This is a genomic window from Bacteroides sp. (assembly GCF_030151085.1).
Classification (GTDB): domain Bacteria; phylum Bacteroidota; class Bacteroidia; order Bacteroidales; family Bacteroidaceae; genus Bacteroides.
In genome coordinates, this window is the sequence record NZ_JASLER010000027.1 from 1 (window position 1) to 22,858 (window position 22,858).

Below are 22,858 nucleotides of genomic sequence, written 5' to 3' on the forward strand. Positions count from 1 at the left end.
AATCAGTTCTTCCAATCGCCTCCTTAGCCGGATATTCAAAGAGCTCTTCAGCCTTTTTATTTATAAAAGTATAACGCATATCATTATCGACATCCTTCACCTTGGCTGCAATAGGAAGGTTGTCGAGAATATTTTCAAGCAAATGCAGATGCTCTTGCCACTCCGTTTCTCTCACTTTTTTGATACGCTTGTGCATAAAGTAAAATAGCAGGAGTACAATAGCAGTGCCCAATACAATCACAACATAAATAATATTCTTCTGGATAAAACTGGGCGGAACATCACAATAAACCGCATTTTTAGGAAAGTGATCTAATGCAACTCCCTTGTCAAGCAGTGTCTGGTAATTAAGATAGGTATTGGGCGTACCGGCAACAACCGTTTTCGCCTCGTATGTACCATCCTTTTTCAATGCACTTCTGATTTCACTGATGACTGCACTTTCAACATCGGTACTACCGATATAATGTCCACCGGCAAATAAGGCATGTCCCCTCGTGAACTGGTCAGACAACGAGAATACCGGCTTTTTAACTATACCGGAAATATAAGAATGCATTCTCTCATCAGGATAATACTTTTCAGACAAATTCTGACCGGCCACATTCACCCATGAACAGTAGATAATACCTGTCTCTTTACCACATTCACTAATCATGCGGAGCATTGTTTCTGTATTTGTCTGAGGATATGTAATAAATTCCATATCCAAATCAGAAAAGTATTGCTGATGTATTTCTTCTGCTTTTTTCCGAATTAGAGAACAGATAAATCTGTCATCCGATAACAAGACAACCTTTTTCATTTCAGGAGTAATCTCCTTCATCAATTCTATGGTTTCTTTAATACAAACAGGAATATTTATGGCAGTCACATTATACCGCTCCAGCATTTCCGGTCTAGTGATAATCTGATCTTCAGGTATATATTCGCCATTGTAGTACTTATTTATATCAGCCGACGTATGCGGCATCGAGTGGCAAATAATTGTAGGTACTCCTTTCCAGTTAGTGTCAAAAAGCGGTTTACAAACGTACCATCCCGGATCGCCTACAAATATGACGGCTTGGGGAGGCACAGAATATTTATCCCTTAGATAATCAACCTTCTGATCTATTTCCTGTTGATTATTGAAATGCCATGTTGTGAGAGTCTCCAAATATACCTTCACTGAATTTTCTTCATTGAATGCCTTTTCTACAGTTTCAAGTAAATCATAAGCCCATTTCTCACGAAAAGTGGAAGAACTGATAAGAACAATATACTCTTGATCTTTTGTATCAGCCATCGTCTTGGGCACCAGAAATAAACAAGCGAGAATAGCAACCGCAAGTATTCGAAATGTCAAAGGGGGATACAGAAATGTATTCTGATTTGGCATATTGGATAAATATTAAAATATAAAATGGCAAAAGCTTCTCAACTATCCTTGGCAAAGTTAGGAAAAAATAAATGCCAAAGAAATATCCAATGACAAATTCGAATATTACGTTCATCTTTTTGTTGTTTATATCCGCATTGAACACTATTTGTGATATAGGATCAGGTATGACGCTGATGAAATAGAAAAAAGTGTCGCATTTATAACTTGAACTCAAGCTTACTACAATATATGGTATTCATTTGTTTTCCATCGATTGCCCGTCCTTTGAACGATTAATGAAGTGGTACAAGAACTGTAACATTTAATCTATCAGTAAACCAACGAGTTACGAGGGGTAGAAAAGAAAAACGGAGAGAGTCTTTCAACTTTCTCCGCTTCAGTACCCAGACCCGGGGTCGAACCGGGATGGAAGTGAATCCACTGGTGTTTGAGACCAGCGCGTCTACCGATTCCGCCATCTGGGCATATTTGATTTCTCAAATGCGGTGCAAAGATACGGCTTTTTTCCAATCCTGCAATACTTTTCATAAAAAAACTCGAAAAAAACAAGAAAACATATCTTAAGCATTCCTTCTTTATAAAATATACCGTACATTAGCAGAAACTTTTAAAACAAATAACATGGTAACCAATAAGGATAATTTCTGTGTGATTATGGGTGGAGGTATTGGCAGCCGCTTCTGGCCATTCAGTCGTAAAACACTCCCTAAACAATTTCTGGATTTCTTTGGAACAGGACGTTCATTACTGCAACAGACTTTTGACCGATTCAAAAAAGTAATACCAGTCGAAAACATACTTATCGTTACAAACGATTTATATGCTGATCTCGTAAAAGAACAACTTCCCGAACTTAAACCCGAACAAATATTACTGGAACCGACACGCCGCAATACAGCGCCCTGTATTGCATGGGCATCTTATCATATCCGAGCACTCAATCCAAATGCTAATATCGTAGTAGCTCCTTCGGACCACCTAATCTTAAAGGAGGGTGAGTTTCTTACTGCTATTGAAAACGGCTTAGCTTTTGTTTCACAATCCGATAAATTACTAACACTGGGTATTAAGCCTAATCGTCCTGAAACAGGCTATGGCTACATACAAATTGCAGAATCAGTAGGCAAGAATTGCCACAAGGTAAAAACATTTACAGAAAAACCGGAACTGGAATTGGCAAAGGTATTCTTGGAGAGTGGAGAATTTTATTGGAATTCCGGTCTTTTCATGTGGAATGTAAATAGCATCATAAGAGCTGTTGAAATGTTATTGCCCGAATTAGCTTCCAAATTAGCGCCCGGTAAAAAAGTGTATGGCACACCCGAAGAGAAGAAATTTATCGATGAGAATTTCCCAGCTTGTCCCAATGTTTCCATAGACTTCGGTATTATGGAGAAAGCAGATAATGTATATGTATCATTAGGTGACTTCGGATGGTCGGATTTAGGCACATGGGGTTCTCTTTATGACTTGTCGCCAAAAGATAGTGATAACAATGTGGCCCTGAAATGCCAATCAATGATTTATAACAGCAAGGATAATATCATAGTACTGCCCGACAATAAACTTGCAGTTATTGATGGTCTGGAAGGTTACCTTATTGCAGAATCGGACAATGTACTTCTGATTTGCAAAAAAGATGAAGAGCATGCAATCCGTAAATATGTCAATGATGCACAAATTAAATTGGGCGATGACTACATTTAAGTTAAAAGCTGAAAGTTAAAAGATAGGGAATAAAAAGGCGGGAGTTGAACCAGTGTTCAACTCCCGCTTCTGTTTATTTAAGGGAGGAAAATAAACTTCTTAAAGTGCTGCGCGAATAGCTTCGGCTACAGCTTGGAATTCCGCATCCGTAAGTTTCAACTTAGGATTAGAGAAAAGCATATCTTTCTCATTCTGCATCGGAATCAGATGTATATGGGCATGAGGGACTTCCAGACCTAACACTGCTTCACCTACTTTCTTACAGGGAAAAGCTTTACCAATGGCAAGTGCCACTTTTTTAGCAAATACATGCATTGCCGCCAAATCTTCGTCATTCAAATCGAAAATATAATCCACTTCCTGCTTGGGAATGATCAAAGTATGACCTTTCACCATCGGATTGATATCCAAAAATGCAAAAAACTTATCATTCTCTGCGACTTTGTAACAGGGAATTTCTCCTGCGATAATTCTGCTGAATATTGTTGCCATAGCTTTATGCGATATATAAATTAAGGCAAGCCCGCACGCGGACTTGCCTTTCAATTAAATTGATATGTTCATTACTTCCAAGTGAATCATTCCTTGCGGAACCTTAATATCTGCAACATCACCCACCTTTTTACCAAGTAGACCTTGAGCAATCGGTGTATTTACAGAAATCTTACCTTCTTTCAGATTGGCTTCACTTTCCGAAACAATGGTATAAATCATTTTCATGCCATTTTTCACATTCTTCAGTTCCACTTTATTAAGAATCTGTACAGAATCCGTGCCAAGCTTCGATTCATCAATAATCTTAGCATCGGCAATAGTAAGTTTCAGATTATTGATGCGCATTTCGAGCATACCTTGTGCTTCTTTTGCAGCGTCATACTCTGCATTTTCCGACAAGTCACCCTTATCACGTGCTTCGGCAATTGCAGCCGAAATCTTCGGACGTTCTACCGTCTCCAGTTGCCTTAGATCGGCCATCAATTTCTTGTAGCCTTCTTCTGACATATAAGCCATACTTTTTCCTCCTTAATTATTATATTAGTTTTTAATGGTACTATAAACAAAAAAGAATTCCAACATGAGCAGCATGCTGGAACCCTCTTTTCGATTTCCTTTGCAAAGATAGCCTTTTAAATAATGCGTGTCAAGCAAAAAATGCTGCTTTGTAACATATTTAAATTAAATCTTCTAATTTATAACAAGTTACAGCAATGCTTTCACTGCTGCTTCAAGGTCTTTTATAGTCTCGCCACGGGCACTTAACTCATTATTTTTATTAATGAGGAAGACTGCAGGAACTGACTGTACATTATAAGCCGAAGCAAAAGTTGAGTAAACTCCATTGGCATCACGTACGCAAACCCATGGCAGATTGTCAGCAGTTGTTTTCCAAAAATGCTCGTCAGCATCCAAAGAAATCTGGTAAATTTCCAAACCTTGACCTACATACTTATCATACAAATCGCGCAACATATAATTATGAGAAGCCGATGTAGCACTCTGATAAATTGTAAAGTCCAGAATAACCGCTTTACCTTTCAGATCGCTCAACTTACGTACATTACCTTTCATATCACGAAGGTTGATATCAATTACTCCGGTTTCAGAGATTGCATCTTCAGGAATTTCCAAGACTTTCTGCTGGGGAGTACGCGTGTTCTTCATACCCTTTATCACAATGTTATAAAGGTTCTTAGAACGGTCTGCATGAGGATAATAATTATTCAAGCTGGTTGCAACAGCAGCAAAACATTTGATATCATCCTTACTATTCAATGGATCGAATATCAAATAGTTATTCAATTTCTGGAATAAAGCAAAGTAAGCAGCAGCCGTATTAGGAGCAGCAAAAATATAGTTGATCTTTACTTCATCCTTGTAGTTCTTCAACAAGACCGCAAGACTGTCCTCAAAAACATCCGCTCCTATCTTATGCGCCTGCATGGTTTGAATCAATGCATTTACACTACTTTGAAGTTGTATTTGCTTTAGAGTCAATTCCTTTATTTTCGTACTATTAGGAGAACCTTCTACCGCATAAGCCGTAGAAAAGTCTGTGAAAGGAGCTTTCACCTGAACCGTTTCTGTAGAGTCGACAGAGAAGTTAATAACTTTATCTTCTACACGTAAACGATAAAATTCTGGAGAAGCAGGACGTACTTGTTTAAAGCTGAACGATCCGTCACCTTTCAACTTTACAGAATCCAAAGGAACAATACCTTCCAAAGCCGAGGCTTCCAAATAAAGCATATTGCCATCGGCACCCGATACCTCACCTTCCACTTTAAACTTCGGTTCGGAATTACACGCACTCAATGCTACAGCCGCAAGTGCTACAAAAAAGATTTTCTTCATATCGTATCTTAGTTTTATCTTTTCTTTGCAAACATGCTTGCAAATATACGTCTTTTCAACATTAGTCAAAGCATTTTCTTCGTATCTTCCACATAGAAAAGTGTAAAAAACGAATAAATACAAACTTTTTATCTCATTCCCACCATTTTACACGAATAAAATATGTATCTTTGCACGAATTTTGAAAGAAAATTAGATATAAAACATTTTTTATGATTAACCCAATTGTTAAGACAATCGAGCTCCCTGATGGCAGAACCATCACGCTCGAAACGGGAAAGCTGGCAAAACAGGCAGACGGTTCTGTAATGCTTCGTATGGGCAACACCATGCTTTTAGCTACTGTTTGTGCCGCTAAGGACGCAGTTCCCGGAACAGATTTCATGCCGTTACAGGTAGAGTACAAAGAAAAATTCTCCGCATTCGGACGTTTTCCCGGCGGTTTCACAAAGCGTGAAGGACGCGCTTCTGATTATGAAATCCTCACTTGCCGCCTTGTTGACCGTGCTCTCCGCCCTTTATTCCCCGATAATTTTCATGCAGAAGTATATGTAAATATCATCCTCTTCTCAGCCGATGGTATTGATATGCCCGATGCACTGGCAGGACTTGCAGCTTCTGCAGCTCTTGCTGTTTCTGACATACCTTTCAACGGACCGATTTCTGAAGTACGTATTGCACGTGTTGAGGGTCAGTTCATTATCAACCCGACTTTCGATCAGTTGGAAAAAGCTGATATGGACCTCATGGTAGGTGCTACCTATGAAAACATCATGATGGTGGAAGGTGAAATGAGCGAAGTTTCCGAACTTGATTTATTGGAAGCTATGAAGGTTGCTCACGAAGCTATCAAGGTTCAATGTAAAGCTCAGATAGAACTGGCTGAAGAAGTGGGTTCTACCGTAAAACGTGAATATTGCCACGAAGTGAACGATGAAGAACTTCGCAAGGCTATTCACAATGCTTGTTACGCAAAAGCATACGCTATTGCCGCTTCCGGCAACAAGAATAAGCACGAACGCATGGATGCTTTCGATGCTATCCGCGAAGAATTCAAGGCTCAACTCTCTGAAGAGGAATTAGCTGAGAAAGCAGCACTTATCGACCGTTACTACCACGATGTAGAAAAAGAAGCAATGCGCCGTTCTATCTTGGACGAAGGCAAGCGTCTGGACGGACGTAAGACTACTGAAATCCGCCCCATTTGGTGCGAAACCAGTTACTTACCCGGACCTCATGGTTCAGCTGTTTTCACACGTGGTGAAACACAATCTTTAACTACCGTTACACTTGGAACAAAGTTGGACGAAAAGATGGTAGACGACGTATTAGAACATGGCAAAGAACGCTTCTTGCTACATTATAACTTCCCCCCGTTCTCTACAGGTGAAGCTAAAGCACAACGTGGTGTAGGTCGTCGTGAAATTGGTCATGGTCATTTGGCATGGCGTGCGCTGAAAGGACAAATTCCTGCTAATTATCCGTATGTAGTACGTGTAGTCTCTGACATTCTTGAATCTAATGGTTCTTCTTCTATGGCTACTGTATGTGCCGGCACCTTGGCATTGATGGATGCAGGTGTGAAAATCAACAATCCAGTTTCAGGTATCGCTATGGGATTGATTAAGAACGCCGGTGAAGATAAATATGCAGTATTGTCTGACATCCTTGGCGACGAAGACCACTTGGGTGACATGGACTTCAAGGTAACAGGTACTAAAAATGGTATCACTGCTACTCAAATGGATATCAAGGTTGACGGATTGTCTTACGAGATTCTGGAAAAAGCCTTGTTACAAGCCAAAGAAGGTCGCGAATATATCTTAAGTAAACTAACCGACTGCCTTGCTGAACCGCGTGAAGATCTGAAGCCACATGCACCGAGAATCGAGACAATGACTATTCCTAAAGAATTCATTGGAGCAATCATTGGCCCTGGTGGAAAGATTATCCAAGGTATGCAGGAAGAAACCGGTGCTACTATCACCATTGAAGAAGTGGATAATGTAGGTAGAATCGAAATTGCCGGTACAAACAAAAAATGTATTGACGATGCTATACGCTTGATCAAGGGCATCGTAGCTGTACCTGAAGTAGGTGAAGTATACAAAGGTAAAGTACGTTCTATCATGCCTTACGGTGCATTTGTAGAATTCTTACCCGGAAAAGACGGATTACTCCATATTTCTGAAATCGACTGGAAACGTCTGGAAACAGTAGAAGAAGCCGGCATTAAAGAAGGCGATGAGATTGAAATAAAACTGCTGGATGTTGATCCTAAGACCGGTAAATTCAAGCTGTCTCGCAAAGTATTGATGCCAAAACCTGAAGGTTATGTTGAAAGACCTGAGAGACCTGAAAGAGGAGAAAGACACGAGAGAGGCGAAAGACCTGAAAGAGGTGAGAGAAGAGAAAGAAGATAAAATCGTATCTTAATTATATTCAAGAAACCCGATGGATAACCCATCGGGTTTTCTTTTTGTCAAAAAAAGGCAAGTTTAAAGAGAAAAACAAAGCATAATGTTTGCATATTACAAAAAGATTATGTTGTTTTGTTACGTTAAACCTTGAAAATAGTTAAAACACTAGAAAAATGCCTGACACCGGAAACCTTCATACTATGAATCTTTTCTCTCGATTCTTTCAGGAGAACCAAGAAAAATTCCTAGCTTTTGCTTATTCTTATCTTAGAGATAAAGAAGAAGCAGAAGATGTTTTAATGGAATCTATGATAGCTTTATGGGAAAACCGGGACCGTTGGGAGCAAAACAGCAACCTACATGCTCTGCTGCTTACCATAATTAAGAACAAGTCTCTCAATCTTTTAGAGCACAGGCAGATACGCATGCGTGCTGAAGAAGACATAAACAGCCACAAGCAACGTGAACTAGATTTGCGTATATCTACTTTGAAAGCTTGCGAACCCGACCAGATATTCAATTCCGAGATACAACATATAGTACATGAGGTATTGGAAAAGATGCCGGCACAAAGCAGAGCTATTTTCATGCTAAGCCGCTACCAAGATCTACCTAACAAACAAATTGCCGAACAACTGAATATTTCGCTTAAAACCGTAGAGGCACATATCACAAAGGCATTGAGAATTCTTCGCCTTGAGTTGAAAGATTATCTAGCCTCGATACTCCTTTAAATGTTAAAAACACCCTCTATCAAAAATAAATTTGATTTTTCCATAGGGTAGTCGTAACTTAGACGGTTATATATATGGAAAGGGCATGAAACTCAGATTTAATAACCAACCAATTAATTTACGATGAACCAAGAATTGTTATATAAATATTTCAAGGGCACTGCTACTATTGACGAAGAAAAGCAAATTCTGGATTGGGTAGAAGCCACCGAAGAGAATCGAGAAGTTTTCCTGAAAGAACGTATGTTGTATGATATTTCTCTATTCTCTGACAAACAGGATACCAAACAGAAAAAGACAATACGCCTTACTCCTATGCTAAGTTGGACTGCCCGCATAGCTGCTGTCATCATTATAGGTGTTTGTGGTTATTTCATGACTGCCGACTATCTATATAATAAAGATGCACAGTTGCAGACCATCACTGTGCCTGCCGGACAACGTGCCCAAATTACACTTGCTGATGGTACGCATGTTTGGTTGAACTCCAAATCCACTTTAACGTATGCAAGCAATTTCGGTCGCAATGAACGTAATGTAGAACTGGATGGAGAAGCTTATTTCGAAGTAGCCAAAAACAAGAAAATTCCATTCTACGTAAATACAGAGATGCATAATGTAAGAGTAGTGGGAACTTCTTTCAATGTTTGTGCCTACAAGGGTAGCAAAGAATTTGAAACGACCTTGGTAGAAGGTATTATAGATATATATACTACACATAATGAACAAGTAGTAACCCGTTTGAAAAAAGAGGAGTTTTTCGCAAACTATGATGGAAAATACAAAAAGGCGATTCTCCCCTCTTACGAATATTTGCGATGGAAAGAAGGATTATATTGCTTTGACGATGTACCGTTTGGTGGTATTTTGGATAAACTGGAAAAATACTATAATGTTAAAATCACCGTAACCAGTCCCAAATTGCTAGACCATGCAGGTCTTACCGGCAAGTTCAGAGAGCAAGACGGTATTGAACATATTTTGCGGACAATCTCTAAAGATCATCCGTTCAAGTATAGCATCAATGAAGATAAAGATTCTATAATCATATATGAATAATAGCAACCTCTAAATTTAGTACTAACCTTTCAAAACCTTAGAACATTATGAAAGTATAAAAGAAACAGTCAAAATAATACCCCTCACTTTTTGATAAAAAAAGATCGGAAAGTACCCCCATACTTTCCGATCATAAACAGTCAAAAATCGACCTTAATCAATTTATTAACTTAACACAATGACAAAGATATGAGAAAATTTTCTTAGATGGGACTTTTTTGCCCAAAAAGTTTAGAAATTAAGCATAACTATGAAGATTACCTTAATTCTTCTCTTGTTTGTAACATTCCAAGTATATAGTACAAACAGTTACTCCCAAAATGCCAAAGTAAGCATTCCCAATGCTCAACTTAGGGTAGGTCAGGTTCTTACTAGAATTGAGTCGCAAACTGAATACCTGTTTGTATATAACAAAAAAAGTGTAGATGTACGTCGTACTGTAAACATAGATGCAGATAATAAGTCTGTAGCCGAGGTACTGAATGAAATGTTCAAAGGCACTGATATTAAATATGTAATGGAGGGTAAGAATATTGTACTAACTAAAAATAGCAAAAAAACAGAAAGTGTACTCGGTATGAAACAAGAACAGGTAATCGTCAAAGGTACAGTTACTGATCCAAAAGGTGAACCCATCATCGGCGCCAACATCATCAAAAAAGGGACCGCAAATGGTGTTATCACAGATTTGAATGGCGAATTTGCTATAAATATTCCAACAAATTCCACGTTAACAATAAGTTATATAGGCTATCAACCCATTACCGTAACTCTAAATGGGCAGAGGATACTTAACATTCAAATGAAAGAAGAAGCATTAACTTTGGAAACAGTAGTTGTAACAGCTATGGGTATTCAGAAGAAAGCATCTTCATTGACTTACTCTACTCAACAAATAGCTGGTGAAGAACTGACACGTGCCAAAGACCCTAACATGATTAATGCACTTGCCGGTAAAACTGCTGGTGTGCAAATCAATAAAAGCGCAGCAGGACTTGGCGGATCTGCAAAAGTTTCCATCCGTGGTAGCCGTTCTGCTTTTGAAGGTGGAAACAATCAGCCATTGTATGTTATCGACGGTGTACCTATGCAAAATATATCTACCGAATCTACTTCCACCGTTATGGGCGGTCAGAACGACGGCGTTAACCGTGATGCCGGTGACGGCATATCCAACTTAAATCCGGATGATATTGAAAGCCTGAGCATTCTAAAAGGAGCCTCCGCTGCCGCTCTCTATGGTTCTCAAGCAGCTAATGGGGTTATTCTAATTACTACAAAGAAAGGTAAAGCAGGTATTCAAAGAGTTACTTTCTCTTCAAATCTGACGGTTGACCAGGCAACCAGTCTTCCCGAATTTCAAAATACTTATGGTCCCAGCGGCACTGACAGTTGGGGAAAAAACAAGGCTTTGACTGATTACGACAATGTAGGCAAATTCTTTGAGAATGGAGTAACAGCTATCAATTCAATATCTTTACAAAGTGGTAATGAGAAAATGCAAACTTATTTCTCTTATGCCAACACTACTGCTAAAGGCATCATTGACTCCAATAAGTTACAAAAACACAATGTTACATTGCGCGAAACAGCTAACTTCTTTAACGATCGGTTAAAATTAGACGGCAACGCCACTCTGATGACTCAGAAGCTTCAAAACAGTACTGCATCAGGTGGTCTCTATCTGAATCCTTTGGTAGATTTATATAGCTTCCCTCGTGGTATGGACATATCTCAATATGCTAAAGAATTTGAGGTAGGCGATCCTCTTCGTAATAATATGCCTGTCCAAAATTGGTTTACTGATATTTCGGAATGGACACAAAATCCATATTGGATTAAGAACAGGGTAATCAACAATAATAAACGTTATCGGGCATTGGTATCTCTAGGGGTTTCTTTGAAGATAAATGATTGGTTGACCTTACAAGCGCGAGGTAATATAGATTATGCGAGCGACAAGTTCAATCAAAACATCTATGCTTCAACCTCACCTACCATCACCGGTACTTACAAAGGTAAAAGCAACGGGCGTTACATTTGGTCAGAGGCAGAACAATTCCAGACTTATGCAGATGCGATGGCATTGTTTAATAAAGCATGGAATAAATGGTCACTGAACGCAGCTATCGGTACTAGCATCAATAAAACTAAAGTCAATTCCCTGATGCTAGACTCAAAGATAGCCTCACTTTATAAACCCAATTTATTTACAGTAGCCAACATCGTTACAGGTTCTAATTCATCAATTGAACAGGCAATTGACCAGAGGCGTACCATCCAATCCATATTCTGTACGGCACAAATAGGGTTTGATGCCGCAATCTATTTAGATGTTACAGCACGCAATGACTGGTCATCAACATTGGCACATACTGAAAGTATGAATTCCGGTTTCTTCTACCCGTCAGTGGGTCTATCTTGGATTATGAGCAATTCGTTTAAACTGCCCAATTGGATTTCATTCAGTAAAATCCGTGGTTCGTGGGCACAAGTAGGTAACGATTTACCTATAGGTAATACTAATCTGGTAGATATCATTACAGCTGGTGGAGTACTTCAGAGTGCCGATACATATCACAAAGGTGATTTAAAACCGGAAATCAGCAATTCAATCGAATTCGGCACAGAATGGAGATTTTTCAATAATCGCCTGAGTATTGATTTCACATGGTATCAAACCGATACAAAAAACCAATTACTGAGAATGCCTACCGCTGCCGGAGATAAATATGCATACCGATATATTAATGCTGGCAAGATCCGTAATAAAGGTATTGAACTTACAGTAGATGGTACTCCACTAATGAATGACAATTTCCGCTGGAAAACAGCTATAAACTTCTCTACTAACAACAATGAAGTAGTATCGTTACATCCTGATTACACATCATTCACATACGGCGATCCGGGCCTTTCGATGGCTTATTTAATACGCATAAAAGAGGGTGGCTCGCTGGGCGATATTTATGGAAATGCATTTGTACGCAAAGACGGTAAAATCCAATGTAACGATGATGGTACTCCGGTTGTAAATACCGGCAATAATGATTACCTAGGTAATTCAAACCCAGATTTCATGTTAGGTTGGAGTAATACTTTCACCTACAAAGGATTCAGCCTTTACTTCTTGATTGATATAAGAGCCGGTGGAAATGTTATGTCATTAACCCAAGCTATTTTAGATCAGAAAGGCGTAACAGCCGAAACAGCAAAGGCACGTGATAGAGGATACGTGGAGTTTGAAGGGAATCGTTTTAATAATGTACCCGGTTTCTATAAATCCGTTGGTGACCGCAATGGTATCTCCGAATATTATATGTACAATGCCACCAACATACGTCTCCGTGAACTGTCATTGGGATATTCATTCCCGCAATCTATTCTGGAAAAAACAAAAGTATTCAAAGGTCTTGACCTTTCACTTGTTGCACGCAATCTCTTTTTCTTCTACAAAGATGCACCTTTTGACCCGGATGCAACTCTATCAGTAAGAAACACCCTGCAAGGTGTCGATGTATTCGGTATGCCGACAAATAGGAATATTGGTTTCAATATCAAATTTACATTCTAATTCAAACTCTTGCGATTATGAAATATACTAAATATTTAGCAGTACTCTTAGCAGGTGGATTATTGGGAACCTCAGTTGCATGCACTGGCAATTTCGTGTCGGATAATAAAAACCATGCGGGTTTTAATTCTGATTTACAGGAATATGATTTCCAAAAATATCTTTTAAAGTTTGAGATTATTCAAAGTGGCATTTACTTCAATTATGATTGGGGTGCCGGAAGAAACTGGACTTTCCAGATAGCACAGAACCTAGGGCAAGATATGTTTGCAGGCTATTTTCATGATATGAATCAAACCTTCAACGATAAGAACACTGTATATGCCTTAAACGATGGATGGACATGCACACATTGGGCGTACAACTACTCTTATATTATGCCGGAGGTCCAGAAGTGCACACAAATCAATGCCAACCAACCTGCGTTATTAGCTATCACCAAAATACTAAAGGTAGAACTGATGCATCGCGTTGCTGACTGCTATGGGCCATTGGTTTACAGCAAATTCGGGCAAGAAGGGGATAATGTAGATGATCTGAAAACAGCCTATCAGCATTTTTTTGCAGATTTAGAAAGTGGTATTAGTGCATTGGGATCATTTATTAAAACTAATCCCGGAGTAGAACCCTACAAGGATGCAGATATGCTGACTCCGAGTAAAACTTTAGCGGAGTGGATAAAGTTCGGTAACTCTCTGCGTTTGCGTTTAGCAATGCGTGTAGCCAATGTGGATAAAACACTGGCTACAGAACAAGCCAAAAAATCATTCGACTTGAACGAGTTTTTAGAATTCTCTACTGAAGTGATATCCGTTTCTACCGCAGAAGTCTATACAAATCCGTTAGGGGAACTCAACAAATCGTGGGGAGAAGTATTTATGGGCGCCACTATGGAATCCGTTTTAAAAGGATACAATGACCCACGCATCGGCAAATTCTATGAAAGAGCAAGTGGCAAAGAAATTACATGGGTAGATGACAACAATGTAACACAGCATTTGACCAGCAAATTCGATTATGCCGGAACCTATAAAGGAGTACCGCAAGGGACAGGCCTGACAACAGCTGACAATCGTTATAAAATGTGTTCGAAGAGTACCGTTAGCCAAACAACAAATCCTATTCTTATGACAGCAGCAGAAGTTTGGTTCCTACGTGCAGAGGCCGCTTTGAGAGGTATTTCATCAGAGAATGCCAAAGAGTGCTACGAGAAAGGTGTACAAACATCCTTCGAGCAATGGAGTGTAGGTGGAGCCGATAGGTACCTGCAAAGTAATGCAGTGCCTATTGACTATAAAGATCCATTTGACGAGAAGTTTGATATGAAAGCTTTGATTAAAACTACTCCGAATTGGAATGATGCTAAAAGTACTGAAGAACAATTCGAGAAAATAATAACACAGAAATGGTTAGCAATTTATCCTGAAGGGACAGAAGCCTGGACTGAACAACGTCGTACAGGCTATCCTAAATTGTTTAAAGTGGTAGTAAATAAGAGCAATGGAGCTATTGACACTGATATAATGATTCGTCGCCTGCCATTTCCTGCAGATTTAGCCAAGTCGAATCCAACACAATATAGCTCACTTATATCAGCATTAGGCGGGCCCGACAATGGCGGAACACGCCTTTGGTGGGATGCAGGTAAGAATAATTTCTGAGTCACAATAAAGTATATTTTTGATTAGTGGTGTTTTCTATCTATTAGTTTCAAGGAAAGAAGGTTGGGAGGAGCAAAGTCTTTGGGGGCTTTGCTCCTTATATCTAGTACAGGAGTAGTATAAAGATGTCAGGTCGGAACTATGTTATCTGCTCGAAACAAAAAGAGGATGCATTTACTGATATATTTGTATCGGCAGCTCCCCTCTCAGAGCTCCTAAAGCATTCAATGCCAATGCTTCTAATTCATCTTCTCCGGGATAGACATAAATAGGAGCAAGGAAGGAAATACGTTCTTTCAAACGTGAAATTATATAATCGGAATGAGCCATTCCTCCCGTCAGCAAAATAGCATCAATTTTACCACAGAGCACCGTAGCAGAAGCTCCAACACCGCGGGCAATCTGATAAATCATGGCATCTAACACCAACTCAGCATGTTTGTCACCTTCTTCAATCCGTTTTACAATAACCTGCACATCGGTTGTACCTAGGTGAGCAGTAAGACCTGCACTGCCGGAAATACGTTTTTTCAATTCATCCCTAGTAAAGCGTCCGGAGTTACAAAGGTCTATCAACTGACCAGCGGGAAGTGTTCCGGCACGTTCGGGTGAGAAAGGGCCTTCACCGTCAAGAGCATTATTCACATCAATGGCACGACCGTGATAATGCGTTCCTATAGATATTCCACCACCCAAATGACAAACAATCAGACTAAGATTTTCATAACACAGATTATGCTCGGCAGCATAACGACGGGCAATGGCACGTTGATTCAAAGCATGCCAAATAGTGATTCGGGGCATCAAGGGAGATCCTGTAATACGAGCTACTTCTTCTAATTCGTCGACTACACCCGGATCAGCAATAAAAGCACGGCAATCGTGAAGTAAGGTAGCCAATTCAGCAGCAATAAGGCAGCCAAGATTGCACGCATGGCTCCTCATGGCATGAGCAATATCATCGAGCATAGCATCATTCACCTCGTACACTCCACCAGGAATGGGTTTCAACAGCCCTCCCCGTCCTACAATAGCATCAAAATCAAAAGGAATACCTTTAGCTTCCAATGCATCCAACACCAGATTCTTGCGAAACTCAAACTGGTCGATAATACGGGGAAACTCAGACAACTCCTCTACTGTATGTCGAATGTTATTTACCAAGATGGGAGTTTCATCCTCGTACACAGCTATTTTTGTCGATGTGGAACCGGGATTGATTGCTAGAATTTTCATACTTTACAAATTAAGATTTAGAGGTACAGTGCAAGCATCCTTCCATTTGCTCATTGCTGGTAAGGCATGCCATTGCAATGCTGTAGTATTTGGACAAACCGGAGTCGCTTCGCGAAGGTAATACCACCGGACAAATAGGTCCCTGGAGCAATCCCGCCATATCGGCATGCGAAAAGAGAGAAACAGCCTTATAGAAAGCATTACCCGATTCTATATTCGGAAATATCAATACATCGGCTTCACCGTCAATAGGTGAAACGATTCCCTTGATATTACCACTGGTTTTCTCGCAAGCGGTCTTTACATCCAACGGACCATCGATGATAACATTTCCAAACTCTCCTGCTTCAGCCAATTCCACGATATTGACATAGTCTAATGAATGCGGAAACTTGGCACTCACTTTCTCCGTACAATGTATCAGGGCAACACGAGGCTTTGTAATGCCAAATTGCCGGCAAGTACATATAGCATACCAAATCATCTCGATGCGTTGCTGCAACGTAGGTCGTGGAATCACCGCCGCATCGGAGAAGAATAGAAGTTTATCATACGTAGGTATCTGCATTACGGCCAGATGCGTCAATATCTTACCTTTAGGCAACAATCCTTTTTCTTTGTCCAAAATGGCATGCAGCAGGTTATCGGTATTAATAATACCTTTCATTAGAATATCTGCGCCTCCTTCGCGAATGATGCGTACTGCTTCACGAGCAGCTTCGTCGGGATCTTCGACGTGCAGGGTTTTCACATACTGAGGATATTTCTTCAAAGTGGGATATTTCTCAAGAATGGCAGAGTCGCCAATCATTAAAAACTCCGCAATTCCCTCCTCAAGGGCACGGGCTATAGCATATTCTGTATTCGGGTCTTTGGCACAAACTACTGCTATGCGTTTCCTCTTATTCATGGTTCTCAAATGAGCGGTTAACTGATCGAAATTCCGTATCGGTTCCATATAGTTAGATTTTTAGCAAATATCTGAAAAAATGTCGAGAAATACAGCATTGTACAAATTGAAAATTTATATGTTTAATATCATTTTGATAACGCACTGCAATTCTATGCATCTATTATATTTAACATCTCTTACACGCGTTTTGCTCAATCAAAGGTCATAATTTCGTTATTTTGTGTACTTTTGCGGTAAATATAGCAGAAAGTGTATGAGTAATCTTATTTTTCCTCCATATCTGCAAGAGGGTGACCGTGTCATCATCCTTTCTCCTTCCAGCAAAATAGACAAGTCTTTTTTGAGGGGAGCCACCAAACGTTTGAAGTCTTGGGGGCTAGAAGTAGTATTGGCAAAGAACGCCGGTAGTGCGAATGGCACTTATGCAGGTAGTATCCGCCAGCGTGTGAAGGATTTGCAAGATGCGATGGATGACGAAAAAGCCAAAGTTATATTCTGTAGCCGGGGAGGATACGGTGTAGTGCACCTGATGGACAAACTAAACTTTACCAAGTTCAAAAAACATCCCAAATGGCTCATCGGATTCAGTGACATTACAGCTCTGCATAATTTGTTTCAACAGAATGGCTTTGCATCGTTGCATGCCCCTATGGCACGCCACTTGACGGTAGAGCCTGAGGATGATTTCTGTGCACAGGCTTTGAAAGATATCTTATTCGGCAATGCAATAAATGGTGAAGAAGCATTCAACTATGTTTGCCCGGCACACAAGTTGAACCATAAAGGAACAGGAGCAGGCATTTTGCGCGGTGGCAACCTGTCGGTTTTTTATGGATTACGCGGCACGCCATACGATATTCCTGCTGAGGGAACCATTCTTTTTATAGAAGATGTAGGCGAACGTCCTCATGCAGTAGAGCGCATGATGTATAATTTAAAGTTGGGTGGCATACTCGAAAAGCTTTCGGGACTTATCATCGGACAATTCACCGAATATGAAGAGAACAAATCTCTAGGAAAGGATTTATACGGTGCTTTGGCAGACTTAGTGAAAGAGTATGATTATCCTATATGTTTTAATTTTCCTGTCGGTCACGTTACTATGAATGTTCCCTTAATCAATGGAGCACAAGTTACTTTGGAAGTTGGTAATAAAGAAGTCAAATTAAGTTTTAATACAGATAAAGGATGAAAAGGAATTATACATTTACCTCTCTGTTACTGTTACTTATCGTAGCGGCAGTGGCATGCAGCAATAACAGCAAGAAAACTGCGGATAGCAGTGAGGAAGCTGAGACAAAGAGCGTTGCCAATGTACCTCAGTTCAATGCAGACAGTGCCTATCAGTATGTAAAGTCACAAGTAGATTTCGGTCCACGTGTTCCGAATACGGATGCACATAAAGCATGTGGCGATTATTTAGCTCAGAAATTGGAGCAGTTCGGCGCAAAGGTTTATAATCAGAATATCAACTTACCTGCCTACAATGGAACTTTACTGAAAGCACGAAATATAATCGGCGCCTACAAACCCGAAGCTAAAAAACGTATTGCTCTTTTCTCTCATTGGGATAGTCGTCCGTGGGCAGACCAAGACCCGGACGAAAAGAAACACTATACCCCAATTCTGGGTGCAAATGATGGTGCTAGTGGCGTGGGTGTGCTTCTCGAAATAGCACGTCAGATCCAGAAACAAGAACCTGAACTGGGCATTGACATTATTCTTGTAGATGCTGAGGATTATGGTACGCACAGTGCTTACCAAGGCCAACATAAAGAAGAATCTTGGGGACTCGGTTCACAAGCATGGGCACGCAATCCTCATATAGAAGGTTATAACGCCCGTTTTGGTATCCTACTGGATATGGTAGGTGGTAAAGACCCGGAATTCCGTTACGAAAGATTATCCGAAGAGGTCGCCTCAAAAGTGAATCGTAAAGTATGGAAAGCAGCTAAACAGTTAGGTTATGATCGCTTCTTTGTCCCCAAAGATGGTGGTGAGGTTACAGACGACCATACGTTTATTAATCGTTATGCAAAGATTCCTACCATTGACATTGTGCCTTACAATTTCTTCGACCATTGGCACACAGAAAAAGATGATATGGATGCCATCAGCAAAGAAACTCTGCAAGCCGTAGGACAGACAGTGATGCAAGTTATTTACAACGAGAAATAATTATCCGAATATAAACTAAAGAATAGATAGACTATGACCATCAACGAAGTACAAGATGAAGTTATCGCCGAATTCAACGATTTCGACGATTGGATGGACCGATATCAACTCCTTATCGACCTTGGAAATGAACAAGAACCACTTGACGAAAAATATAAAACAGAACAGAACCTGATTGAGGGATGCCAAAGCCGTGTATGGCTTCAGGCAGATGAAAAAGATGGAAAGATTATCTTCCAGGCAGAAAGTGATGCACTGATTGTAAAAGGTATAATTTCATTGCTAATCAAAGTACTCTCCGGACATACAGCGGATGAGATTCTAAATGCCGATCTCTATTTTATTGATAAGATAGGATTGAAAGAACATCTTTCGCCCACCCGTAGCAACGGTTTATTATCTATGGTGAGGCAGATGCGGATGTATGCACTAGCATTCAAGGCAAAAGCAAGTAAATAATTATTTTTAAACACTACTCCAATAGGGATTCATTTACCTATAGATAGTGAAGTATTTACTACATAGTAGTTTGTTAATTACCTATAGGTAGTTGATACACTACTATGTAGTAATTTTATCATCTACTCCTCCCCTTCTTTGTATTCCAATATATCTCCCGGCTGACAATCCAGTACTTTACATATAGCCTCAAGTGTAGAAAAACGAATCGCTTTTGCTTTTCCTGTTTTGAGGATGGAAAGGTTGGCTGGCGTGATGTCAATTTTCTCCGCTAACTCTCCCAAAGATATTTTTCTTCGGGCCATCATTATATCTAGGTTTACTATAATCATATAATTTACTCCCCTATTTTATCTTTTCTTCTTCTAATATAATCCACCAATTAGTATACCGTTTTGTCAGCCAATAATAAGCAAACACACATAGATACATCCATATCATACTTATATAAATTTTCAACTTGCCTTCCAATAGCGGAAATATCAACAGAAAATAGATAGCACTTGCCACCAACAAAACTGCAACAAGTCCAGCAAGGAAATACAAACTAACTTTGACTTTCTTCTTCATTTCAAATCTCCTTTACTAAACGGTTAAATCTTGTTCTTCCTTAATCTTCACGCCAACTGCAAATATTTCGGTAAATAGAACTATAATAATTAGTAACATCCAATCAGCAGACAAATGGAATTCTTTCATCTCATACCCCTTCAGAGCAATCTGTTTAGTCACTTCCAAATGATCCAACCACTCTACCAAGCTATTCAGAAAATGAAAGATCACAAATGAATAGGTAAAAACACGCATTCTGACTACATTCACCTGAGAGAACACATTACGTTTCGAGATAGCTATCAAGAGTCGCATTAAACAATAAATTCCACCCAAAATAGCAAAAGCAGAAAATCCTCCGACAATCATGATAATAGAACTCCAAACCGACGGAAGTATAGGAACATCTATTTCTTCTATTCTATAAGGTACGTTTTCTTTTGTAAGACTATTAGTTAGAGAATCTAGTCGAGTTGTTTCCAAAGGCCTTACAGCTACAGCAACACTCCTATAAGAATTAAAAGTGTGTTCCTTCTGATATGTACTATTATAGCCTTCCATGAAACTGTCAGATACATCACCCCAACTTGCAATAATTGAAAATATAAACTGTGCTACAATTACCAATATTGCTAATATGCCTAATATTCTAAACTTCTTCATATCATTACCCTCAAGCAATTAAATAGTTAAATCCTGTTCCTCTTTCATACGGATACCAATATGAAAGACAACTCCTAACATCATGATAAACAATCCTAGCAAATACAAAGTCGTATAGCTACCAAAACAACCATTGGTTGCAGATGTATAATGCTGAACCATACTTCCTAATGCCACAATAACCCCGATTATTTTTAAGTACTGAGCATTCTTCATTACAAAGACTTCCCCTCTACGTACATTACGCACAAGTTTTACTATAAATACACTGACGCAAACCAAAACAATTGAGGGAGCAACAGTATAAGTAATCACAGAAAGTGAATAATCACCACCCTGTACTATATTATAAATAAGCTCGCAAGCACGAACAACCCCACTTATCATAAACCAATAACAGAAGACGGTAAGAATTGTAAGAACCTGTTTAAGTTTCTCACTTGTGTTCTTTGTTCTAAATAGTCCCATATTACTAAATATTTAAATAGTTAAATCCTGTTCTTCTTTCATTTTCAGTCCGATAGCAAACACTTCTCCTACAATCAGCGAACTAAGGCCAAGAACCAACATAGTAGTACCCACCACTTCTGAAATTCCCAAGTCATATCCATGAAGAGAGAACACCTCGCTCACACTACGATTACTAAGATAGGCAGAAAGAAATGAGCAACTGAAACCAACTATCAATACTATCCCCATTCTACGCAAACGACGCACATTTTTCCAATTGAAGATATCAGATTTATTGATAGATATTATTAAGCGAAGAAATAATACAATAGCCCAGGTGTACATACCAAATTGCAAGAAAAAGAACAAAAACTTATTCAAAATCACCTCCCACACAGTAGGCTTTGTATCCACACTAATTGCCATTCCGGAATAAGTGGCAGGTATATATGTCCCTGTCTTTTCATTATAGACGGAATCTTGAAATATCGCACCACCATTTCCTGACATAGAGATCCCCCGAGGAACCAGACTGACATACTTTATATTCATAAGTTCTCTTTGCACAGTCAAGTCATCTTCATTTTCGACTGCAACCTGTACACCTAATTTGGCACCGACAATGACATAATAAGCAGTTTCTAACACCGAGTAACTCAGCACCAGCATCACTATTACACAAAGGATATTCAATCTTCTTTTCATTCTTCAGTTATTGTATTTATTTTAGCAGATAATTTGTATTCATTCAGCTTCTTCAACGAAAACAGGAGCAGCCCTACAGCTACCACCAGACAAATCAGATAAGTCGGCTCTCCCAATAATTGAGCAGTAGTATCCACATTCGGGTAATTCAAAGCCAAATACACAGAAAGGCTGTTATTCAAGATGTGTATCAAGATACAGGGTATCAAGCTACCCGTTCTATAATAAAGCCAGGCAAACAGGAATCCCGAAAAACAAGCACCCACCACCTGTGCAGGATTTATATGAAAGATCCCGAATATCAAACCTGATATCAAAATAGCCTTAACCGGACTGTATTTTTTCAACAAGACTTTTGTGATTGCACCACGAAACAGCAATTCTTCCAATATCGGCCCCAACACGGCAATACATAGAATACCCAACCAACCGGATTGTAATATATCAAATGTCTGCTCCATCCAATTAGGCAGAAATGTCAAAACAGACATCAGGAAGTCTATCATAAAAATAGAAGCTGCCCCGGCACACAGGCTCCAAGCCAAATAAGAGGAGGATACAAGTGAATACAGTTTTCTATCGCCAGTGAGATAATGCGTGCGCCACAAATACAACCCCATAAAAACAAAGCCTAACAGCATGGCTGGTGCTAATGTTGAACTCGTAGCTTTGTCTACATCCAAACTGCCCGAAGTAATATATGTATATAACAGTCCGAAGGGTGAAGCTACCAATAGCCCCAACATTTGCATCAGAAAGTAAATCAAAACCAATTTAATAGCCGTCCACATTGTTCTTTTCTGTTTAAAAG

The 22,858-nt window shown here is 39.5% G+C and carries 20 protein-coding genes, 1 tRNA gene and 1 pseudogene; 9 read left to right on the forward strand and 13 right to left on the reverse strand.

Annotated features, from left to right (window positions below; translation table 11 throughout):
• Positions 1-1,288: pseudogene (locus Q1W14_RS04895) on the reverse strand (PAS domain-containing sensor histidine kinase); the annotation flags it as partial.
• Positions 1,289-1,764: 476 nt separating this feature from the next.
• Positions 1,765-1,848, reverse strand: a tRNA-Leu gene (locus Q1W14_RS04900).
• A 157-nt stretch (positions 1,849-2,005) separates the two neighbouring features.
• Between Q1W14_RS04900 and Q1W14_RS04905 the strand changes: the two genes are divergently transcribed.
• Positions 2,006-3,091, forward strand: coding sequence for a mannose-1-phosphate guanylyltransferase (locus tag Q1W14_RS04905; protein ID WP_300699672.1), 1,086 nt, complete (start codon positions 2,006-2,008; stop codon positions 3,089-3,091).
• A 99-nt stretch (positions 3,092-3,190) separates the two neighbouring features.
• Here Q1W14_RS04905 and Q1W14_RS04910 read toward each other — a convergent pair whose 3' ends face one another.
• The 3 genes from Q1W14_RS04910 to Q1W14_RS04920 form a co-directional block, all read right to left on the reverse strand.
• Entirely contained in the window at positions 3,191-3,583 is a 393-nt protein-coding gene (locus Q1W14_RS04910; protein ID WP_300699673.1) for an HIT family protein, read from the reverse strand.
• 54 nt (positions 3,584-3,637) lie between these two features.
• A complete protein-coding gene (gene greA, locus Q1W14_RS04915) occupies positions 3,638-4,102 on the reverse strand; it encodes a transcription elongation factor GreA (RefSeq protein WP_300699674.1) in 465 nt (154 codons plus the stop codon).
• Positions 4,103-4,291: 189 nt separating this feature from the next.
• Positions 4,292-5,443, reverse strand: coding sequence for a DUF4369 domain-containing protein (locus Q1W14_RS04920; RefSeq protein ID WP_300699675.1), 1,152 nt, complete (start codon positions 5,441-5,443; stop codon positions 4,292-4,294).
• Positions 5,444-5,655: 212 nt separating this feature from the next.
• Between Q1W14_RS04920 and pnp the strand changes: the two genes are divergently transcribed.
• The 5 genes from pnp to Q1W14_RS04945 all read left to right on the forward strand — a co-directional run bounded on the left by pnp (position 5,656) and on the right by Q1W14_RS04945 (position 14,891).
• The gene (pnp, locus tag Q1W14_RS04925; RefSeq protein WP_300699676.1) at positions 5,656-7,866 is read left to right on the forward strand and encodes a polyribonucleotide nucleotidyltransferase; all 2,211 of its coding nucleotides are present in this window, start codon (positions 5,656-5,658) and stop codon (positions 7,864-7,866) included.
• A 170-nt stretch (positions 7,867-8,036) separates the two neighbouring features.
• Positions 8,037-8,597 (forward strand): RNA polymerase sigma-70 factor, encoded by a 561-nt coding sequence (locus Q1W14_RS04930; RefSeq protein ID WP_300699677.1) that lies wholly within the window; start codon positions 8,037-8,039, stop codon positions 8,595-8,597.
• Positions 8,598-8,720: 123 nt separating this feature from the next.
• Positions 8,721-9,656: a FecR family protein gene (locus tag Q1W14_RS04935; protein ID WP_300699678.1), complete on the forward strand. Its 936-nt coding sequence runs from the start codon at positions 8,721-8,723 to the stop codon at positions 9,654-9,656.
• Between the two features lie 250 nt (positions 9,657-9,906).
• On the forward strand, positions 9,907-13,230 hold the full coding sequence (locus Q1W14_RS04940) for a TonB-dependent receptor (protein WP_300699679.1): 3,324 nt from the start codon (positions 9,907-9,909) through the stop codon (positions 13,228-13,230).
• 17 nt (positions 13,231-13,247) lie between these two features.
• Positions 13,248-14,891 (forward strand): SusD/RagB family nutrient-binding outer membrane lipoprotein, encoded by a 1,644-nt coding sequence (locus Q1W14_RS04945; RefSeq protein ID WP_300699680.1) that lies wholly within the window; start codon positions 13,248-13,250, stop codon positions 14,889-14,891.
• 174 nt (positions 14,892-15,065) lie between these two features.
• Here Q1W14_RS04945 and buk read toward each other — a convergent pair whose 3' ends face one another.
• Both buk and Q1W14_RS04955 read right to left on the reverse strand, forming a co-directional pair.
• Complete coding sequence (buk, locus tag Q1W14_RS04950; protein ID WP_300699681.1) at positions 15,066-16,127, reverse strand: butyrate kinase; 1,062 nt, start codon at positions 16,125-16,127, stop codon at positions 15,066-15,068.
• A 10-nt stretch (positions 16,128-16,137) separates the two neighbouring features.
• Positions 16,138-17,085 carry a phosphate acyltransferase gene (locus tag Q1W14_RS04955; RefSeq protein WP_300699682.1) on the reverse strand — a complete coding sequence of 316 codons (948 nt, stop codon included), beginning with the start codon at positions 17,083-17,085 and terminating at the stop codon, positions 16,138-16,140.
• A gap of 208 nt (positions 17,086-17,293) precedes the next feature.
• On the opposite strand from Q1W14_RS04955, the gene Q1W14_RS04960 reads away from it, so the two are divergent.
• The 3 genes from Q1W14_RS04960 to Q1W14_RS04970 are packed head-to-tail and all read left to right on the forward strand — an operon-like array spanning position 17,294 to position 19,677.
• Positions 17,294-18,232, forward strand: a complete 939-nt coding sequence (locus Q1W14_RS04960; RefSeq protein ID WP_300699683.1) for an LD-carboxypeptidase — start codon at positions 17,294-17,296, stop codon at positions 18,230-18,232.
• Entirely contained in the window at positions 18,229-19,218 is a 990-nt protein-coding gene (locus tag Q1W14_RS04965; RefSeq protein WP_300699684.1) for a M28 family peptidase, read from the forward strand. Before Q1W14_RS04960 ends, Q1W14_RS04965 begins: the two co-directional genes overlap by 4 nt.
• A gap of 33 nt (positions 19,219-19,251) precedes the next feature.
• Positions 19,252-19,677 (forward strand): SufE family protein, encoded by a 426-nt coding sequence (locus tag Q1W14_RS04970; protein WP_300699685.1) that lies wholly within the window; start codon positions 19,252-19,254, stop codon positions 19,675-19,677.
• Between the two features lie 122 nt (positions 19,678-19,799).
• Here Q1W14_RS04970 and Q1W14_RS04975 read toward each other — a convergent pair whose 3' ends face one another.
• Genes Q1W14_RS04975 through Q1W14_RS05000 form a run of 6 tightly spaced genes read right to left on the reverse strand, consistent with a single transcriptional unit; the run spans position 19,800 to position 22,838 of the window.
• Entirely contained in the window at positions 19,800-20,009 is a 210-nt protein-coding gene (locus tag Q1W14_RS04975; RefSeq protein WP_300699686.1) for a helix-turn-helix transcriptional regulator, read from the reverse strand.
• A 13-nt stretch (positions 20,010-20,022) separates the two neighbouring features.
• Positions 20,023-20,247: a hypothetical protein gene (locus tag Q1W14_RS04980; RefSeq protein WP_300699687.1), complete on the reverse strand. Its 225-nt coding sequence runs from the start codon at positions 20,245-20,247 to the stop codon at positions 20,023-20,025.
• 15 nt (positions 20,248-20,262) lie between these two features.
• Positions 20,263-20,892 carry a DUF2975 domain-containing protein gene (locus Q1W14_RS04985; RefSeq protein WP_300699688.1) on the reverse strand — a complete coding sequence of 210 codons (630 nt, stop codon included), beginning with the start codon at positions 20,890-20,892 and terminating at the stop codon, positions 20,263-20,265.
• Between the two features lie 18 nt (positions 20,893-20,910).
• On the reverse strand, positions 20,911-21,360 hold the full coding sequence (locus tag Q1W14_RS04990) for a DUF2975 domain-containing protein (RefSeq protein ID WP_300699689.1): 450 nt from the start codon (positions 21,358-21,360) through the stop codon (positions 20,911-20,913).
• Positions 21,361-21,372: 12 nt separating this feature from the next.
• A complete protein-coding gene (locus Q1W14_RS04995; protein WP_300699690.1) occupies positions 21,373-22,047 on the reverse strand; it encodes a DUF2975 domain-containing protein in 675 nt (224 codons plus the stop codon).
• Positions 22,044-22,838, reverse strand: coding sequence for a type II CAAX endopeptidase family protein (locus Q1W14_RS05000; protein WP_300699691.1), 795 nt, complete (start codon positions 22,836-22,838; stop codon positions 22,044-22,046). The genes Q1W14_RS04995 and Q1W14_RS05000 overlap by 4 nt, the downstream gene beginning before the upstream one ends.
• Positions 22,839-22,858: the final 20 nt, after the last annotated feature.

Coding starts and splice junctions, on each gene's coding strand:
- Q1W14_RS04980 (WP_300699687.1), bottom strand. CDS start 20,247: ATGAAGAAGAAAGTCAAAGTTAGTTTGTATTTCCTTGCTGGACTTGTT.
- Q1W14_RS04930 (WP_300699677.1), top strand. CDS start 8,037: ATGCCTGACACCGGAAACCTTCATACTATGAATCTTTTCTCTCGATTC.
- Q1W14_RS04975 (WP_300699686.1), bottom strand. CDS start 20,009: ATGATTATAGTAAACCTAGATATAATGATGGCCCGAAGAAAAATATCT.
- Q1W14_RS04965 (WP_300699684.1), top strand. CDS start 18,229: ATGAAAAGGAATTATACATTTACCTCTCTGTTACTGTTACTTATCGTA.
- pnp (WP_300699676.1), top strand. CDS start 5,656: ATGATTAACCCAATTGTTAAGACAATCGAGCTCCCTGATGGCAGAACC.
- Q1W14_RS04940 (WP_300699679.1), top strand. CDS start 9,907: ATGAAGATTACCTTAATTCTTCTCTTGTTTGTAACATTCCAAGTATAT.
- Q1W14_RS04910 (WP_300699673.1), bottom strand. CDS start 3,583: ATGGCAACAATATTCAGCAGAATTATCGCAGGAGAAATTCCCTGTTAC.
- Q1W14_RS04935 (WP_300699678.1), top strand. CDS start 8,721: ATGAACCAAGAATTGTTATATAAATATTTCAAGGGCACTGCTACTATT.
- Q1W14_RS04920 (WP_300699675.1), bottom strand. CDS start 5,443: ATGAAGAAAATCTTTTTTGTAGCACTTGCGGCTGTAGCATTGAGTGCG.
- Q1W14_RS04960 (WP_300699683.1), top strand. CDS start 17,294: ATGAGTAATCTTATTTTTCCTCCATATCTGCAAGAGGGTGACCGTGTC.
- Q1W14_RS04995 (WP_300699690.1), bottom strand. CDS start 22,047: ATGAAAAGAAGATTGAATATCCTTTGTGTAATAGTGATGCTGGTGCTG.
- Q1W14_RS04905 (WP_300699672.1), top strand. CDS start 2,006: ATGGTAACCAATAAGGATAATTTCTGTGTGATTATGGGTGGAGGTATT.
- greA (WP_300699674.1), bottom strand. CDS start 4,102: ATGGCTTATATGTCAGAAGAAGGCTACAAGAAATTGATGGCCGATCTA.
- Q1W14_RS04985 (WP_300699688.1), bottom strand. CDS start 20,892: ATGAAGAAGTTTAGAATATTAGGCATATTAGCAATATTGGTAATTGTA.
- Q1W14_RS04955 (WP_300699682.1), bottom strand. CDS start 17,085: ATGGAACCGATACGGAATTTCGATCAGTTAACCGCTCATTTGAGAACC.
- Q1W14_RS04945 (WP_300699680.1), top strand. CDS start 13,248: ATGAAATATACTAAATATTTAGCAGTACTCTTAGCAGGTGGATTATTG.
- Q1W14_RS04970 (WP_300699685.1), top strand. CDS start 19,252: ATGACCATCAACGAAGTACAAGATGAAGTTATCGCCGAATTCAACGAT.
- Q1W14_RS04990 (WP_300699689.1), bottom strand. CDS start 21,360: ATGGGACTATTTAGAACAAAGAACACAAGTGAGAAACTTAAACAGGTT.
- buk (WP_300699681.1), bottom strand. CDS start 16,127: ATGAAAATTCTAGCAATCAATCCCGGTTCCACATCGACAAAAATAGCT.
- Q1W14_RS05000 (WP_300699691.1), bottom strand. CDS start 22,838: ATGTGGACGGCTATTAAATTGGTTTTGATTTACTTTCTGATGCAAATG.